A 15,693-nucleotide genomic window follows, 5' to 3' on the forward strand; every position below is an offset into this window, starting at 1 on the left:
CTCGTGACGCTCACACTCCTCTTCCAGAGCCTCGTGCTCGGCGTGCTGCTGGGAGGGCTCTACGCCCTCCTGGCAGCGGGCCTGACCCTCTACTTCGGCGTGATGCGCGTCGTGATGATCGCCCACTCGGCGTTCCTCATCCTCGCCGCCTACCTCGCCTGGTTCTTCAACCAGCAGACGGGGATGGACCCCCTCCTGTCCCTGGTCGTCACGGTCCCGCTCTTCTTCCTCATGGGCGTGGGCATGCAGCGCCTGCTCATCACCCGGCTGCGGCCCGCGACGCTCACGATGATGTCGGTCCTCCTGACGTTCGCCGTCGCGCTGTTCATCGAGGGCATGATCGGGTTCGTCTGGAGCGGCACCCAGCGACGCATCCAGCTCCCCTACTCCGGGGCGAGCATCGAGTTCTTCGGCGCGCGGATCGCCGTCGTGAAGCTCGTCGCTTTCGCCCTGGCCGCCCTCTCGCTCGCCCTGCTGTACGTCCTCATGAAGCACAGCCGGTTCGGCCAGGCGCTGCGCGCCACGATCCAGCACCGCGAGGCCGCGCAGCTCGTCGGCATCAAGACGGACCGCGTCGCGGGCTTCGGCTTCGGTCTCGGCCTCGCCACCGCGGCGATCGGCGGGACCGCGCTGTCGCTCGACGCGACCATCTACCCGTCGCTCCACTGGCACTGGATCGGACCGCTCATGGCGATCATCGTCGTCGGCGGCCTGGGCTCGATCCCGGGGGCCGCCGTCGCCGCGATGGTCCTCGGCATCGGCCAGAGCCTGCTCCAGGTGCCCCTCGGCACGACGTGGGCGCAGACCATCTTCTACGTCGCGCTCTTCGCGACGCTGATGCTGCGGCCCCAGGGATTCTTCGGAGGTCGCCTTGCGCAACGCTTCTGACACCCGTCCCGCGAGCCCGTCCGCCCCCGGCGCGCGCGGCCCGCTGCCCGACGGCGCCGGCCCGGCCACCGCTGCCGCCCCGCCGACGGCGCGGCGACCGTGGGGTCGCGTCGTCCGCCTCGCCGTCCTCGCCGTGGGCGTCGCGCTCGTCCTCGCCTTCCCGACGATGGCGCCCAACGCGTACATCCTCTCGGCCGGCATCGTCGTGGCGTGCTACGCCTGCACGGCGACCGCCTGGAACTTCATGGGCGGCTTCACGGGCTACGTCTCGCTCGGCCACGCCGCGTTCTTCGGGCTCGGCGCGTACGGCACGGGCATCCTGATCCGCGACCTGGGGCTGCCGAGCTTCGTGGCCTGGCTCCTCGCGGGCGTGATCGTCCTGCTCATCACGATCCCGCTCGGCATCGCCGCCCTGCGGGTGCGCGGCGCGTCGTTCGTCATCGTGTCGATCTCGTTCGTGCTCATCCTGCTGCTCGTCTTCCAGGCCTGGGGGTCGTTCACGGGCGGCTCGGACGGCCTCGTCGTCCCGCGCCCCTTCCCCGACCTGCTCCGGCCCGAGCACCACCGCGTGTTCTTCTTCCTGTTCGCCGGGCTCCTCGCGGTCATGCTGGTCTGCTGGTGGGCGATCGACCGCTCGCGCTTCGGCACCGGCCTCAAGGCGGTGCGCGAGGACGAGGACAAGGCGCAGGCCCTCGGCGTCCCGACGCGCAACTACAAGCTCGTCGCATACGTCGTCTCGGCCACCTTCACCGGCCTCGCCGGCGGCATGTACGCGCTGTGGTTCGGCGACCTCGACCCGATCTTCCAGTTCTCCATCATGCTCGGGTCCTACATGGTACTCATGGCGCTCTTCGGCGGGGTCCGGCACCTCTACGGCCCCCTGCTCGGCGCGGTCGTCGTCGGGTTCGGCCTCGAGTACTTCAAGCTCGAGTTCGGCGACACCCAGTTCCACCTCGTCGCCACCGCCCTGCTCCTCGGCATCGTCGTCCTGTTCATGCCGGACGGGATCATCCCGGCGGCCCAGGCGCTCCTCAAGCGCCTCGGCCCCCAGGACTCCTCGATCCGCGAGATGACCGCGGCCGACCTCCTCGAGCACAACCGCGCGGCCGCAGCGACCGCTTCCGTAGACGCACCGGACGCCGTAGACGCACCGGACGCCGTCGGGCACCAGCCCCGGCACGCGGAAGGTGCCGCGCCCACCGAGGGCCCGGGAGAGGACGAGGGGCCGCGTCGTGGTGGGTCTGGCGGGAGCGAGCGAGGCACGAGCGAGCGGATGGTAGACGCGGCCCCTCGTCCTCGGACGGGCCCGGACGCGACCACCCCGCCCGCCACAGGTGACGAGGAGGACGACCGATGACCACCACGACAGCGCCACCCGAGGTCCGGAACCTGGAGACCGTCGGGCTCACCAAGTCGTTCGGCGGAGTCCACGCCGTGCGCGACGCGACGGTGACGTTCCAGCACGGGAAGATCAACGCGCTGATCGGCCCGAACGGCTCGGGGAAGACGACGTTCTTCAACTGCGTGACGGGCATGATCAAGCCGGACTCCGGCACGGTCACGTTCCGCGGTGAGGACATCACGCGCAAGGCACCGCACAAGATCGCGCGGGCGGGGATCGGGCGCAGCTTCCAGCTGTGCCGGATCTTCCCGCGCATGACGGTGCTCGAGAACATGCTCGTCGCGGTCCGCCGGACGCGCGTGCGCGAGCTCCTCGCGGGCGCGCGCAACGCGGAGGAGATCGACAAGGCGCGCGCGCTGCTCGTGCGCGTCGGCATCGACCACCTGGAGAACGCCGAGGCGCGCAACCTGTCCTACGGGCAGCAGAAGCTGCTCGAGCTCGCGGGCGTCCTCATGGGCGACCCCGACACGATCATGCTCGACGAGCCCGCCGGCGGCGTGAACCCGGCGCTCATCGGGCGGATCGGGACGCTCGTGCAGGAGCTCAACGCCGAGGGCAGGACGTTCCTCGTCGTCGAGCACAACATGGACATGGTCATGAGCCTGTCCCACCACGTCATCGTGTTCGACCGGGGCCGGCCCATCGCCGAGGGCACTCCCGCCGTCGTGCAGTCCGACCCGCGAGTCCTGGAGGCCTACCTTGGTGTCTGAGCCGACCCCCGCAGCGGGGGCGCAGCAGGAGTACCTCCTCGAGCTGGACGACATCCAGGCCGGCTACGGCCGCGCGGCGATGGTCCTGCGCGGGCTGACCATCAAGGTCCCGGCGTCGACGGTCGTGTGCCTGGTCGGCCCGAACGGGGCCGGGAAGTCGACCGTGCTCAAGGTCGCGAGCGGGCTGCTCAAGCCCCGGTCGGGCCGCATCCTCGTGGGTGGGGAGGACGTCACCGGACAAGGGCCGCAGGAGATGCTCTCGTCCGGGCTCGCGCACGTGCTCCAGGGGCACAGCGTGTTCCGCGAGATGACGGTGGCGGAGAACGTGCTGCTCGGCGCCTACACGCTGCGCGACAAGCAGCAGGTCGCGGAGCGGGTGGCGTTCGTGCAGAACCTCTTCCCGATCGTCGGCGAGCGGTGGAAGCAGCTCGCCGGCCTGCTCTCCGGAGGCCAGCAGAAGCAGGTCGAGTTCGCGCGCTCGCTCATGGTGAGCCCGCGGGTCGTGCTGCTCGACGAGCCGTCGATGGGCCTCGACCCCAAGACGACGGCCACGGTGTTCGAGCAGGTAGTGCGGATGCGCGACGCCGGCGTCGCCGTGCTGCTCGTGGAGCAGAACGCGCGGCGGGCGCTCGAGACCGCCGACATCGGGTGCGTCCTCGACCTGGGGCGCGTCCACATCACGGGCCCGGCGCCCGAGCTCCTCGCCGATCCCCAGCTCTCCGAGCTCTACCTCGGCGGACGTCCGGGCGAGCGCGCGGCGTCGGCGAACGGGTGAGCACGGCGGCCTGACGGCGGGCCGACGTACGGTGGGCGTGGCCGGGTCATCCCCGGCCGCGCCCACCGCCGTCCTACCGACCCGAGGACCACGATGCCGAGCCCCGTCCCGTTCGCACCCGCCCGCCGCCTGCTCGACGACGACCTCCTCGAGGCGGTCCGCTCCCGCGCCGCCGGGTACGACCGCGACAACGCGTACTTCGCCGACGACATGGTGGACCTGGTCTCCTCGGGCTACCTGCGCGCCCTCGTCCCCGAGTCGTTCGGCGGCGCGGGGCTCGGCCTGCGCGAGACGGCGCGAGAGCAGGCGCGGCTCGCGGGCGCGGCTCCCGCGACGGCCCTCGCGGTGAACATGCACCACGTGTGGACGGGCGTCGCCCGGTACCTCCACGACCGCGGGGACGCGTCGCTCGACTGGCTGCTCGAGGAGGCCGGGCGCGGCGAGGTGTTCGGCTTCGGGTACTCCGAGGCGGGCAACGACCTCGTCCTGCTCGGGTCGCGCACGGAGGCCCGGCCCGACGGCGCGGGCGGCTACACGTTCCACGGGCGAAAGATCTTCACGTCCAACTCCCCCGGCTGGACACGCCTCGGCGTCCTGGGCCTCGACTCGGTGTCCGACGACGGCCCGCACCTCGTGCACGCGTTCCTCGACCGGGACGCCGGCGGGTTCGAGATCCTCGACGACTGGGACACGATGGGCATGCGCGCGTCGCAGTCGCGCTCGACGGTGCTCGACGGCGCGCACGCGCCCGCCGCGCGCGTCGTGCGGCGCCTCGCGCCCGGCCCGACGCTCGACCCGCTCGTCGTGGGGATCTTCACGACGTTCGAGACCCTGCTCGCCGCCGTCTACACGGGGATCGCGGACCGCGCGCTCGAGCTCGCCGTCGCCGCGTCCCGGCGCCGGACGTCGATGAAGAACGACGGCGCCCCGCTCGCGCAGGACCCGGACATCCGGTGGCGCCTGGCCGACGCGGCCCTCGCCCTCGACGGCGTGTGGCCGCAGATCGACACGGTCGCGGGCGAGCTCGACGCCCTCGTCGACCGCGGCGCGGGCTGGTTCCGCGCGACGGCGGGCCTCAAGGTGCGCGCGACGGAGACGGCGAAGCAGGTGGTCGAGCAGGCGGTGCGGGTCTCCGGCGGGTCGAGCTACTTCTCGGGCAACGAGCTGGGTCGCCTCTACCGCGACGTGCTCGCCGGGCTGTTCCACCCGTCCGACGACGAGTCCGCCCACTCGACGGTCGCCCAGTCGCTGCTGGGACCCCTCGGCTGACGCGGCCAGGTGGTCGACGGCCCGGGACGACGGGGCCGAGAAGCGATGGCTCACCGAACGGTCGCCCGAGGCACGCGGTGCCGGACGCGGCGTAGCCTGCCGCCATGACCTCGCACGACCAGCCCGACGCCGTCCCGCCCGTCCCACACGACACGGGCCTCTCCCCCGCGACCGTGGTCGTCGCGGCGGGGCGTCCGGAAAGGGTGCAGGGTGCACCCGTCAACCCTCCCGTCGTGCTCTCGTCGACCTACGTCTCGCAGGGCGTGCAGCAGCAGGGCGAGATGCTGTACGCGCGCATGGACACCGAGACCTGGCACCCGTTCGAGGAGACGCTCGCCGCGCTCGAGGGTGCCGGCCGTCCCGCGGTCGCCTTCTCGTCGGGCATGGCCGCGATCGCCGCGGTCTTCTCGTTCGTCCCGGCGGGCGGCGTCGTCGTCCTCCCGCGGCACGCCTACCAGGTGACGCTCGGGTTCGCCGACGACCTCGCGCAGCGCGCGGGGGTCGAGATCCGCCGGGTCGACGTCGCGGACACGGACCAGGTCGTCGCGGCGCTGGACGGGGCGTCGCTCCTCCTGGTCGAGTCGCCGACCAACCCCATGCTCGAGGTCGCCGACCTGCCCGTCCTCCTCGCCGCCTCCCGCGAGCGCGGCGTGCTGACCGCGGTCGACAACACCTTCGCGACACCGCTCGGCCAGCGACCGCTCGACCACGGCGCGGACCTCGTCGTGCACTCCGTGACGAAGTACCTCGCCGGTCACTCCGACGTCGTCCTCGGCGCCGTGGTCGCGGCCACGGACGACCTCGCGAGCCGGGTGCGCGCGTACCGCACGCTGCACGGCGCGATCCCCGGTCCGTTCGAGGTGTGGCTCGCGCTGCGCGGCCTGCGGACCCTCGCCCTGCGCGTCGAGCGCTCGCAGGCGAGCGCGGCCGAGCTCGCGCGCCGCCTCGCCCACCACCCCGACGTCGCGGAGGTCCGGCACCCGAGCCTGCCCGACGACCCGGGCCACGAGCGCACCGCGCGGCTCATGACGGGCTTCGGCTCGATCCTCGGGGTCCGGCCGGTCGGCGGCGCCGACGGGGCGGACGCCGTCGTCGCGGGCGTGCGCCTCTGGGTCCCGGCGACGAGCCTCGGCGGCGTCGAGTCGAGCCTCGAGCGGCGGCGGCGGTTCGCCACGGAGTCGGTCACGGTCCCCGAGGACCTGCTGCGGCTCTCGGTCGGCATCGAGGACGTCGAGGACCTGTGGCGCGACCTGGACGGCGCGCTGCGCTCAGCGCGCGGCTGACGGTCCTTCCTCGGCCGGCGACCCACCCGACGCATCGTCCGGTCGACCCACCGCCGGGACGTAGAACACCCCGTGCTCCAGGTCGACGTCGAACGGTCGCCCCTCCGCGGGCCGCTGCACGATGTCCAGACGCTGCCGTTCCTTCTCCTCGGTCACGTGCGTGCGGCTCGGCTGGAAGATCTCGACGATCTCGCCGAGCATCCCCGACCCGGCGCTCTCCCCGTGCTCGGCCTCGCGGCGAGCCCTGGATTCCTTGCCCGAGGCGAAGCGCTCGATCCCGACGACGAGCAGCACGAGGACGACGAGCGTCACGACGACCCCCGCGGCCTGCGTCCCGAGCTCCGCGATCATCCCGTCACCCTAGCGAGGCGGGATCGCCGTCGGAACGTCGCCGAAGCGTGTCCGGACCGTCGCGCGGGCGTGACCGGCCCTTCCTAGGATCGAGGGATGACGACGAGACCCGCGAGCAGGACGAGGTTCACCCCGACCGTGGCGGCAGCGGCGGCCGCGATGCTCGCCCTCACGCTCGCCGCGTGCTCGACCGACGGCGGGACGGACGAGGACCCCACCCCGACGGGTACCGCGACGAGCGACGCTCCGAGTCCGACGGAGTCCTCCGAGCCCCCGGCGGAGACCCCCACCGACGACTCGACCGCGCCCGCCGACGAGTCGTCCGACGCGCCGGTGCCGTTCCCCGCGAACACCGAGCCGGACCTCGCCGACCCGTCCGACGGGGCGCTGCTCACCGTGACCGACATCCGCGTCGGGCAGCACGACGGGTACGACCGCGCCGTGCTCGAGCTCGGCGGCACGGGCACGCCCGGCTGGCGGGTGGAGTACGTCGACCGGCCTGTGGGCGACGGGAAGGGCGACGTCGTGGATGTGGACGGGGACGCCTACCTGCAGGTCATGATCTCCGGCTCCGGCTACCCCATGGACACCGGCGTCGAGGAGTACTCCGAGCCGAACCCGGTCGAGGGTGGCGACGACGGCGTGATCGAGGAGGTGCGGCTCCTGGGCGTCTTCGAGGGCTACACGCAGGCCTTCGTCGGGGTCGACGGCGAGCAGCGGCCGTTCCGCGTGTTCGCGCTCGAGAACCCGACCCGCGTCGTCGTCGACGTGCGCGACGACGGCTGACCTCCCGCGGCTCAGCGCTCCGCGGAGACCCCCTCGGCCTTCTGGGGACGCGACAGCAGCCCCCGTGCCATCTCGTCGACCGGCATGCCCTCGTGCAGCACGGCGACGACGCCCGCCGTGATCGGCATGTCGACGCCGACCTTCTGCGCGAGCTCGAGCACGGAACGGCACGACTTGACGCCCTCGGCGGTGCCCCCGGTCGCGGCGACCGCCTCGTCCAGCGACATGCCCTGGCCGATGTGCTTGCCGAGGGTGTGGTTGCGCGACAACGGCGACGAGCAGGTCGCCACGAGGTCGCCGAGGCCGGCGAGCCCGGGGAAGGTCGCGGCGTCCGCGCCGAGCGCGAGGCCGAGACGCGTGATCTCGACGAGGCCGCGCGTGATGACGGTCGCCGTCGTGTTGTACCCGAAACCGCGGCCCTGGGCGATGCCGACCGCGAGCGCGATGACGTTCTTCACCGCGCCGCACAGCTCGACGCCGACGACGTCGCGGTTGGTGTACGGGCGGAAGTACGACGACGAGCACGCGCGCGCCACGAACCGGGCGACGTCCTCGTCGACGCACGAGACGACCGTCGCCGTCGGCTGCCGGTGCGCGATCTCCCGGGCGAGGTTCGGCCCGGAGACGACCGCGACGCGCTCCGCCGGGAGGCCGAGCGACTGCGCGACGACCTCGCTCATGCGCTGGTCGGTGCTCAGCTCGACGCCCTTCATGAGCGACACCGCGACGGCGCCGGGAGCGACGTGGGGAGCCAGCTCCTGGAGCGTGGCGCGCGCGACCTGCGACGGGATTGCGACGACGACGAGCCCCGCGCCCGCGAGCGCCTGCGCGGCGTCCGTGGTCGCGGCGATGCCCGCGGGCAGGTCGATCCCGGGCAGCCGCTTCTCGTTGCGCCGTGCGGTGTTCACCTGCTCGACGACGTCGGGGTCGCGACCCCACAGGCGGACCTCGCACCCGGCGTCGGCGAGGACCGCGGCGAACGTGGTGCCCCAGCTGCCCGACCCGAGGACGGCGGCGACCACAGGCCCCGCGGAGGGCTCGACGGGCTCGACGGCGCTCACGGGCGCTTCTCCGACCCGGGGTTCTTGCGCATGTCGAACCGTTCCGCGGGTGCCTTCTCGCCGCGGATCTGCTCGACCTGCGCGGTGATCGCGGCCATGATGCGCTCCGTGGCCTCGCGCAGGGTCGCGGTGTCGTGCGGGCGGTCGTACAGGTCGGAGAGGTCGACGGGCGTCCCCGCGTGCACGGAGACCCGCTTGCGCGGGATCGGCTTGAAGACCTTGCCGTACGGGGCGAGGAGCTGCTCCGCGCCCCACTGGCCGATCGGGACGACGGGCGCGCGGCTGGTCAGGGCGAGGCGGGCGACGCCGGTCTTGCCGACCATCGGCCAGCCGTCGGGGTCGCGCGTGAGCGTGCCCTCGGGGAAGAAGACGACGCACTCGCCGCGCTCGAGCTGCGTGGTCGAGTCGACGAGCGACTGCGCGGCGCCGGCGGTGCCGCGGTGGACGGGGATCATCCCGGTCCGGGTGAGGACGCCGCCGAGCACGGGCACCTTCCACAGCGACGCCTTCGCCGTGATCTTGGGCGCCCTCCCCTGGTCGTAGAGGAAGTGCGCGAGGGTCACCGGGTCGATCTCGGTGACGTGGTTCGCGACGGCGATGAAGCCGCGGTCGGGCAGGTTCTGGGTCCCCTGCCAGTCGCGTCGGGTGATCGCGATGAGCAGCGGGCGCAGGAAGAACGCGACGACGCGGTACGCGCGCGGGGTGGGTGGCAGGCTCGGCACGAGCACCGAGCCTACCGGGGCGGGCGACGCCGCCCGCCCCGACCGGGTGCGACCCTCCTCAGATCCGCCGTGCGGGCGCGCGCCCCGGCTCAGATCCACCCGTGCCGGCGCGCGACGTGGACGGCCTCGTGGCGGTTCGCGGCACCGAGCTTGGCGGCGGCGGACGAGAGGTAGTTCCGCACGGTGCCCGGTGCGAGGTGGGCGCGCGTCGCGATCTCCTCGACGGGCGCGCCGTCCGCCGCGAGCTCGAGGACGTCCGCCTCGCGCGGGGTCAGCGGGCTCTCGCCCGCGGCGATGGCCTCGGCGGCGAGCTCGGGGTCGACGTACCGGCCGCCGTCGTGCACCTGGCGCACGACGTCCGCCAGGACTCGCGAGGAGACCGTCTTGGGCAGGAACCCGCGCGCGCCCGCCTCGAGCGCGCGCTTGAGGTAGCCGGGCCGCCCGTGGCTGGTGACGATCACGACGCCGCACCCCGGCAGCTCGGTGGCGAGCCGCTCGGCGACCTCGACGCCGTCGAGGCCGGGCATCTGCAGGTCGAGCACGGCGACGTCGGGCGCGTGCTTGAGCGCGGTCGCGACCGCCTCGGGTCCCGACGCCGCCAGGGCCACGACCTCGAGGTCGTCCTCGAGAGCGAGCAGCGACGCGACGGCGTCGCGGATGAGGTTCTCGTCGTCGGCGAGCAGGATGCGGATCACGAGCGTGGAGCCCTCTCGGTAGCGGGGAGCGTGCGGGGTGCGGAAGTGGCGCCCGGGGCTGGGCCGCCGTCGTCAGGCACGCGGGCCACGAGGCCGAACCGGCCTTCCTCGCTCCACGTCTGGAGCTCTCCGCCCGCGGCTGCGAGCCGCTCACCCAGACCGGCGAGCCCCGAACCGCTGCGCCGCACGGCGCCGGGCGGGACGCCGTCGTTGACGATCTCGACGACGCCGTGGCGGTCCGTGCGGTGCAGCGTGATCGTGCAGGTCCCCGCGGACGAGTGCCGCACGACGTTCGTCACCCCTTCCCGCACGGCCCAGGCCAGCGCCTCCTGCGCGCGCTCGCCGATCACGGTCTCCTCGCCGTGGACGACGGTCTCCACCCCGGCGGACCGCAGGACGGACCGCGCCCCGGCCATCTCGGCCGCGAGGTCCGCGGACCGGTAGCCGGCGACGACGGCGCGCACCTCGCGGAGCGCGTCCTGGGCGATGCGGCGCACCTCGAGCATCTGCTCCTCGGCGCCCGGTCGGCCGCGCGCGGCGAGCTCGGCGGCGAGCTCGCTCTTCACCGCGACGACCGAGAGCGTGCGGCCGAAGACGTCGTGCAGGTCGCGCGAGAAGCGGAGGCGCTCCTCCGCGACGGCGAGTCGCGCGTGCAGGACCCGGTTGCGCTCCTGCTCCCACACGACGCCGAGCATCCACACCGACGCGCGGTACGAGCCGAACATCGCGACGAGCATGATGGCCGCGGACAGGGCCAGCCCCACCGCCATCCCCACGGTCGTCGGGGTGATCGGCCCCGTGCCGATCCAGACCGAGCAGCCGGTGACCGCGGCGAGACCGAGCGCGAGCACGACGAGCCGGCGGAACGTGAGGGACGGGACCAGTGCGAGGACACCGAACGCGATGCCGACGAGCATCGCGTAGTACCGCGCGCTGCCCGCGACGTCGTCGGGCCCGTCGACCGGGAACGTCCAGATCGCGACGACGCTGACCGCGATCGAGAGCACGCCGAGGGCGCCGAGGAGCGCAGGCCGGACAGGAGCGCCGCCGAGGAAGTGGGTCAGACCGGCGCGCAGGGTCACGATGCACACGACCGTGTGCAGCAGGACGAGGAGCAGCCAGACGCGCATGCCGTCGACGGTGAACGTCGGGTCGATGCCGACGAGGGCGAGGGCGACGAGAGGCTCGGACGCCGAGAGCAGGTACAGGGTCCAGCGCGTGTACGTGTCGAACCGCTCGGGCGCGGTCCTCCGGGACCACACCTCGAGGAAGGTCCGGGGTCGGGTTCTCACGGTGACCAGCCTGTCACGGCGCGCGGCGCGCACGCCGTGACAGGCGTCATGAGGTGCGGGACGCCCCGACGTGAGGCAAGCGGGCAGCGCGGGACCCGCGGGCGGTCAGCCGCGCGCCACGTCCGCGCCCAGGGCGGTGAGCTTGTCCTGGAAGTTCTCGTACCCGCGGTCGATGAGGCTGATGCCGCGGACGGTCGACGTCCCCTTCGCGGCGAGCGCCGCGATGAGGTGCGAGAAGCCGCCACGCAGGTCGGGGACCTCGATGTCGGCGGCCGCGAGCGGCGTCGGGCCGGAGACGACGGCCGAGTGGTGGAAGTTGCGCTGCCCGAACCGGCAGTCGCGGCCGCCGAGGCACTCCTTGTACACCTGGATCGTCGCGCCCATGCCGCGCAGCGCGTCGGTGAACCCGAACCGGTTCTCGTAGACCGTCTCGTGCACGATCGACAGGCCCTTGGCCTGCGTGAGCGCGACGACGAGCGGCTGCTGCCAGTCGGTCATGAAGCCGGGGTGGACGTCGGTCTCGAGCACGATGGGGCTGAGGTCGCCGCCGGGGTGCCAGAAGCGGATGCCGTCGTCCTGGACGTCGAAGCGCCCGCCGACCTTCCGGAACGTGTTGAGGAACGTCATCATCTCGGGCTGCGTCGCACCCTTGACGGTGATGTCGCCGCCCGTCGCGAGGGCCGCGGACGCCCACGAGGCCGCCTCGATCCGGTCGCCGAGCGCGGTGTGCGTGTAGCCCTCGAGGCGGTCGACGCCCTCGATGCGGATCACGCGGTCGGTGTCGACCGAGATGATCGCGCCCATCTTCTGCAGGACGGCGATGAGGTCCATGATCTCGGGCTCGATCGCGGCGTTGGCGAGCTCGGTGATGCCCTCGGCGCGCACGGCCGTGAGGAGGGTCTGCTCGGTCGCGCCGACCGACGGGTAGGGCAGCGCGATCTTCGTGCCCTGGAGACGGCGCGGCGCGCGGATGTGGATGCCGTTCTCGCGCTTGTCCACGACCGCGCCGAACTGGCGCAGGATGTCGAGGTGGTAGTTGATCGGCCGGTCGCCGATCCGGCAGCCGCCGAGGTCGGGGATGAAGGCCTCCCCGAGACGGTGCAGCAGCGGGCCGCAGAACAGGATCGGGATACGGCTCGACCCGGCGTGGGCGTCGATGTCCGCGACGTGCGCCGACTCGACGTTCGAGGGGTCGAGATCGAGGATCCCGCCGTCCGGGTCGGCCTTGACGGCGACGCCGTGCAGCTCGAGCAGCCCCGTGACGACGCCGACGTCGCGGATCTGCGGCACGTTGCGCAGCACGCTCGGCGACTCGCCCAGGAGCGACGCCACCATCGCCTTCGACACGAAGTTCTTCGCGCCGCGGACGGTGATGGTCCCGTCCAGGGGGGTGCCACCGTTCACGTACAGCACGTCGTTCATCAGCTCAGTTCGCCCTCTCGACAGCCGGGTGTTCCGTGGGCCCGAGGACGGACCCAGGTGCGCCAACGCAGGGCACCCGGAGATTATTCACCCCGCGCGCCCGCGAGACCGCCACCGCGGTGGAGTTCCCGTGGAGGTTGCGCCCACGAGTTCGTCGGCCGGCTGTCCCCGCAGGCCACGCGCTCCCGGTCGGCAGGTCGGCGAGGTCTCGACGCGGCGGGAGAGCGAGTCGCGCGCCCGCATGCTGAGACAAGCTGACCGGCATGCGAGAACGCTGCCTACCGTCGGAGCAGGTTACCCACGAGTACGCCCGGACCACCAGCCCCACCCTTCGCAGGAGAACCCCGTGCACCCCACGACGACCGATACCCGGCCCACACCAGTTGCCTCAGGCAATTCGAAGGGACGCGTCATCTTCGCGAGCCTCATCGGCACGTCGATCGAGTTCTACGACTTCTACGTCTACGCGACGGCCGCGGTGCTCGTGTTCCCCTCGGTCTTCTTCGCGAGCGAGGACCCGACGTACGCGCTGCTCCAGTCCTTCGCCGTGTTCGGCGTCGCGTTCGTGGCGCGCCCCGTAGGGTCGGTCCTGTTCGGGCACTTCGGCGACCGGGTCGGGCGCAAGGGGACGCTCGTGGCGTCCCTGCTCACCATGGGCGTGGCGACGTTCCTCATCGGCGCGCTGCCGCCGTCGAGCACGCCCGGCTGGGCGATCCTCTCCCCCGCCCTGCTCGTGCTCATGCGTTTCTGCCAGGGACTCGGCCTCGGTGGCGAGTGGAGCGGTGCGGCGCTCCTCGCGACCGAGAACGCCCCCGAGGGCCGCCGTGCGGTGTGGGGCACGTTCCCGCAGCTCGGCGCGCCCATCGGGTTCATCCTCGCCAACACGGTCTTCCTCGTCCTCGCCGAGACGCTCTCGGAGGCGCAGTTCCTCGCGTGGGGCTGGCGCGTGCCGTTCCTCGCGAGCGCGGTGCTCGTGATCGTCGGGCTGTGGGTCCGGCTGCGGCTCATCGAGACGCCCGCGTTCCAGAAGGTCGTCGAGGCGGAGGCCGTCGCCAAGGTCCCGGTCGCGCGCGTGTTCCGCACGTCGTGGCGCCAGATCGTCTCCGGCACGTTCATCATGCTCGCGACGTACGTGCTGTTCTACCTCATGACGACGTTCACGCTGACCTACGGGACCGCCGACGACGACGCGTCGCCCGCGGGCCTCGGGTACGAGCGCACCGACTTCCTCATCATGCTCATCGTCGGCGTCGTGTTCTTCGGGGTGCTCACGCTCGCGTCGGGGCCGATGGCGGAGCGGTTCGGGCGCCGCAAGCACCTGCTGTGGACGACGACCGGCATCATCGTGTTCGGCCTCCTCTTCGTGCCGCTGTTCTCCGGCGGGACCGTCGGCGTCATGGCGCTGCTCGTCCTCGGGTTCTCGCTCATGGGGCTCACGTTCGGCCCGATGGCCGCGGTCCTGCCCGAGCTCTTCCCGGCGAACGTCCGCTACACCGGGTCGGCGGTGGCGTACAACGTGTCGTCGATCCTCGGTGCTGCCGTCGCACCGTTCATCGCGGTCTGGCTCTGGACCCTGGCCGGCGGATCGACGGTCCTCGTGGGCGTCTACCTGTCGGTCATGGGTGTCATCACCCTCGTGGCGCTGCTCCTGTCGAAGGAGACGAGGGACGTCGCGTACACGGACAACGTCTCCTGACGCTGCGGCCCACCGCCGCCAGGTAGCGGTGCAGGTCGCGAGGTAGAACCCGGTGGGTTCGACCTCGCGACCTGGCGTTCTATCTCGCGGCGATCGCCCTCGTCGGCGGTGGTCAGTCCGACGACGCGGCGTACGCCGCGACGTAGCCGTCGACCTGAGCGAGGTACGCGGCGCGCTGGGAGTCGCCCAGCCACGACGCCTCGAACGAGTTCCTCGCGAGCGTGACGACCTCCGCCGTCGTGAGGCCGGCAGACTCCGCGAGCGCCACGTAGTTGTCCGCGACGTAGCCGCCGAAGTACGCGGGGTCGTCGGAGTTCACGGTGACCCGGACGCCGTCGCGCAGGAGCCCGGCGATCTCCGCCGCCTTCATGTCGTCCGTGACGAACGAGTTCGACACCGGGCAGCACGTCAGCCCGAGGCCGCGCTCGCGCACGACGGCGACGAGCGCCGGGTCCTCCACGACGTTCGTCCCGTGGTCGACGCGGTCCACGCCGATCTCGTCGAGGACCGTGCGGATGTTGTCGATGCTCCCCGGCTGGTCGATGTCGCAGTGCATCGTCAGGCGGTAGCCGAGCTCGCGGGCCCGCGCGAAGACGTCGGCGAACTTCTCCGGCGGGTTGCCGCGGTCGTCGGAGTCGAGCCCGACGCCGAGGATCCGGTCCCGGAACGGCACCGACGCCTCGAGCGTCTCGGCGGCGCTCTCGGCCGACATGTCGCGCAGGAAGCACAGGATGAGGTGCGCGTCGACGCCGTGCTTCTCCGACGCCCCGGCGGCCGCCCGGTGGTAGCCGGTCACGACAGTCTCGAACGGCACGCCGCGCGACGTGTGCGCCTGCGGGTCGAAGAACATCTCGACGTGCTTCACGCCGTCGGCCGCGGCGCGCGCGAGGTACGCATCGGCGAGCTCGAAGAAGTCGTCCGCGGTCTGCAGCACCTCCATCGCCGGGTAGTACACGGCGAGGAAGCTCGTCAGGGAGTCGAACGCGTACGTCGCGCGGACCTCCTCGACCGTCGACTGGCCGATGTCGACGCCGTTGCGCTGCGCGAGGCGCAGCTTGAGGTCGGGCTCGAGCGTCCCCTCGAGGTGCAGGTGCAGCTCGGCCTTCGGCAGGCCGGTGATGAACTCGCGCGTGGGCGTGGCAGGCAGGGCCATGGGTCTCCTTCTCGGGTCGGGTCGTCCCCCGCCTCTCATCCTCTCCTGCCCGACGGCGCAGGTCACCCGGGTCCGTCGGGTGCGGATCGCCGTCGGGCAGGGACGCGGGGTCGCCGCACGACCGGCGACGCGCGCGCCGTGGCGCGCGCCGCTGAACCGATTAGGCGGTAGCACGGCGGCTCGCCGTC

At 72.6% G+C, this 15,693-nt stretch carries 15 protein-coding genes; 8 read left to right on the plus strand and 7 right to left on the minus strand.

The window, feature by feature from the left end; all coding sequences use genetic code 11:
- The first annotated feature begins 3 nt into the window (after window positions 1-3).
- The 6 genes from NFS20_RS10500 to NFS20_RS10525 all read left to right on the plus strand — a co-directional run bounded on the left by NFS20_RS10500 (window position 4) and on the right by NFS20_RS10525 (window position 6,327).
- Window positions 4-888: a branched-chain amino acid ABC transporter permease gene (locus tag NFS20_RS10500; protein ID WP_251151710.1), complete on the plus strand. Its 885-nt coding sequence runs from the start codon at window positions 4-6 to the stop codon at window positions 886-888.
- Window positions 872-2,245, plus strand: coding sequence for a branched-chain amino acid ABC transporter permease (locus tag NFS20_RS10505; RefSeq protein ID WP_251151711.1), 1,374 nt, complete (start codon window positions 872-874; stop codon window positions 2,243-2,245). The genes NFS20_RS10500 and NFS20_RS10505 overlap by 17 nt, the downstream gene beginning before the upstream one ends.
- Window positions 2,242-3,000, plus strand: coding sequence for an ABC transporter ATP-binding protein (locus NFS20_RS10510; protein WP_251151712.1), 759 nt, complete (start codon window positions 2,242-2,244; stop codon window positions 2,998-3,000). Before NFS20_RS10505 ends, NFS20_RS10510 begins: the two co-directional genes overlap by 4 nt.
- Complete coding sequence (locus NFS20_RS10515; protein WP_251151713.1) at window positions 2,993-3,775, plus strand: ABC transporter ATP-binding protein; 783 nt, start codon at window positions 2,993-2,995, stop codon at window positions 3,773-3,775. Before NFS20_RS10510 ends, NFS20_RS10515 begins: the two co-directional genes overlap by 8 nt.
- Window positions 3,776-3,868: 93 nt before the next feature.
- Window positions 3,869-5,044, plus strand: a complete 1,176-nt coding sequence (locus tag NFS20_RS10520; protein ID WP_251151714.1) for an acyl-CoA dehydrogenase family protein — start codon at window positions 3,869-3,871, stop codon at window positions 5,042-5,044.
- A gap of 104 nt (window positions 5,045-5,148) precedes the next feature.
- The gene (locus tag NFS20_RS10525; protein ID WP_251151715.1) at window positions 5,149-6,327 is read left to right on the plus strand and encodes a trans-sulfuration enzyme family protein; all 1,179 of its coding nucleotides are present in this window, start codon (window positions 5,149-5,151) and stop codon (window positions 6,325-6,327) included.
- Here NFS20_RS10525 and NFS20_RS10530 read toward each other — a convergent pair.
- Window positions 6,313-6,678 carry a DUF6191 domain-containing protein gene (locus NFS20_RS10530; protein WP_251151716.1) on the minus strand — a complete coding sequence of 122 codons (366 nt, stop codon included), beginning with the start codon at window positions 6,676-6,678 and terminating at the stop codon, window positions 6,313-6,315. The two genes, NFS20_RS10525 and NFS20_RS10530, sit on opposite strands and share 15 nt — an antisense overlap.
- 96 nt (window positions 6,679-6,774) lie before the next feature.
- Between NFS20_RS10530 and NFS20_RS10535 the strand changes: the two genes are divergently transcribed.
- Window positions 6,775-7,464: an AMIN-like domain-containing (lipo)protein gene (locus NFS20_RS10535; RefSeq protein ID WP_251151717.1), complete on the plus strand. Its 690-nt coding sequence runs from the start codon at window positions 6,775-6,777 to the stop codon at window positions 7,462-7,464.
- Window positions 7,465-7,475: 11 nt separating this feature from the next.
- Here the strand turns inward: NFS20_RS10535 and NFS20_RS10540 are convergent, their stop codons facing one another.
- From NFS20_RS10540 to murA, 5 genes are all read right to left on the minus strand, one after another.
- The gene (locus NFS20_RS10540; protein ID WP_251151718.1) at window positions 7,476-8,525 is read right to left on the minus strand and encodes an NAD(P)H-dependent glycerol-3-phosphate dehydrogenase; all 1,050 of its coding nucleotides are present in this window, start codon (window positions 8,523-8,525) and stop codon (window positions 7,476-7,478) included.
- A complete protein-coding gene (locus NFS20_RS10545) occupies window positions 8,522-9,247 on the minus strand; it encodes a lysophospholipid acyltransferase family protein (RefSeq protein ID WP_251151719.1) in 726 nt (241 codons plus the stop codon). Before NFS20_RS10545 ends, NFS20_RS10540 begins: the two co-directional genes overlap by 4 nt.
- A gap of 89 nt (window positions 9,248-9,336) precedes the next feature.
- Window positions 9,337-9,942, minus strand: coding sequence for a response regulator transcription factor (locus NFS20_RS10550; RefSeq protein WP_251151720.1), 606 nt, complete (start codon window positions 9,940-9,942; stop codon window positions 9,337-9,339).
- The gene (locus NFS20_RS10555; protein WP_251151721.1) at window positions 9,939-11,234 is read right to left on the minus strand and encodes a sensor histidine kinase; all 1,296 of its coding nucleotides are present in this window, start codon (window positions 11,232-11,234) and stop codon (window positions 9,939-9,941) included. The genes NFS20_RS10550 and NFS20_RS10555 overlap by 4 nt, the downstream gene beginning before the upstream one ends.
- A 105-nt stretch (window positions 11,235-11,339) precedes the next feature.
- Window positions 11,340-12,656: a UDP-N-acetylglucosamine 1-carboxyvinyltransferase gene (murA, locus tag NFS20_RS10560; RefSeq protein WP_251151722.1), complete on the minus strand. Its 1,317-nt coding sequence runs from the start codon at window positions 12,654-12,656 to the stop codon at window positions 11,340-11,342.
- A 346-nt stretch (window positions 12,657-13,002) separates the two neighbouring features.
- Between murA and NFS20_RS10565 the strand changes: the two genes are divergently transcribed.
- Window positions 13,003-14,352 (plus strand): MFS transporter, encoded by a 1,350-nt coding sequence (locus tag NFS20_RS10565; RefSeq protein WP_251151723.1) that lies wholly within the window; start codon window positions 13,003-13,005, stop codon window positions 14,350-14,352.
- 112 nt (window positions 14,353-14,464) lie between these two features.
- Here the strand turns inward: NFS20_RS10565 and NFS20_RS10570 are convergent, their stop codons facing one another.
- Window positions 14,465-15,505: an adenosine deaminase gene (locus tag NFS20_RS10570; protein WP_251151724.1), complete on the minus strand. Its 1,041-nt coding sequence runs from the start codon at window positions 15,503-15,505 to the stop codon at window positions 14,465-14,467.
- Window positions 15,506-15,693 lie beyond the last annotated feature (188 nt).

It is taken from the genome of Cellulosimicrobium sp. Marseille-Q4280 (genome assembly GCF_943181405.1).
Lineage (GTDB): Bacteria > Actinomycetota > Actinomycetes > Actinomycetales > Cellulomonadaceae > Cellulosimicrobium.

Bases quoted from the DNA above. Each gene is read 5' to 3' on its own strand.
- NFS20_RS10510 (WP_251151712.1), top strand. From the start codon at position 2,242: ATGACCACCACGACAGCGCCACCCGAGGTCCGGAACCTGGAGACCGTC.
- NFS20_RS10520 (WP_251151714.1), top strand. From the start codon at position 3,869: ATGCCGAGCCCCGTCCCGTTCGCACCCGCCCGCCGCCTGCTCGACGAC.
- NFS20_RS10525 (WP_251151715.1), top strand. From the start codon at position 5,149: ATGACCTCGCACGACCAGCCCGACGCCGTCCCGCCCGTCCCACACGAC.
- NFS20_RS10530 (WP_251151716.1), bottom strand. From the start codon at position 6,678: ATGATCGCGGAGCTCGGGACGCAGGCCGCGGGGGTCGTCGTGACGCTC.
- NFS20_RS10535 (WP_251151717.1), top strand. From the start codon at position 6,775: ATGACGACGAGACCCGCGAGCAGGACGAGGTTCACCCCGACCGTGGCG.
- murA (WP_251151722.1), bottom strand. From the start codon at position 12,656: ATGAACGACGTGCTGTACGTGAACGGTGGCACCCCCCTGGACGGGACC.
- NFS20_RS10570 (WP_251151724.1), bottom strand. From the start codon at position 15,505: ATGGCCCTGCCTGCCACGCCCACGCGCGAGTTCATCACCGGCCTGCCG.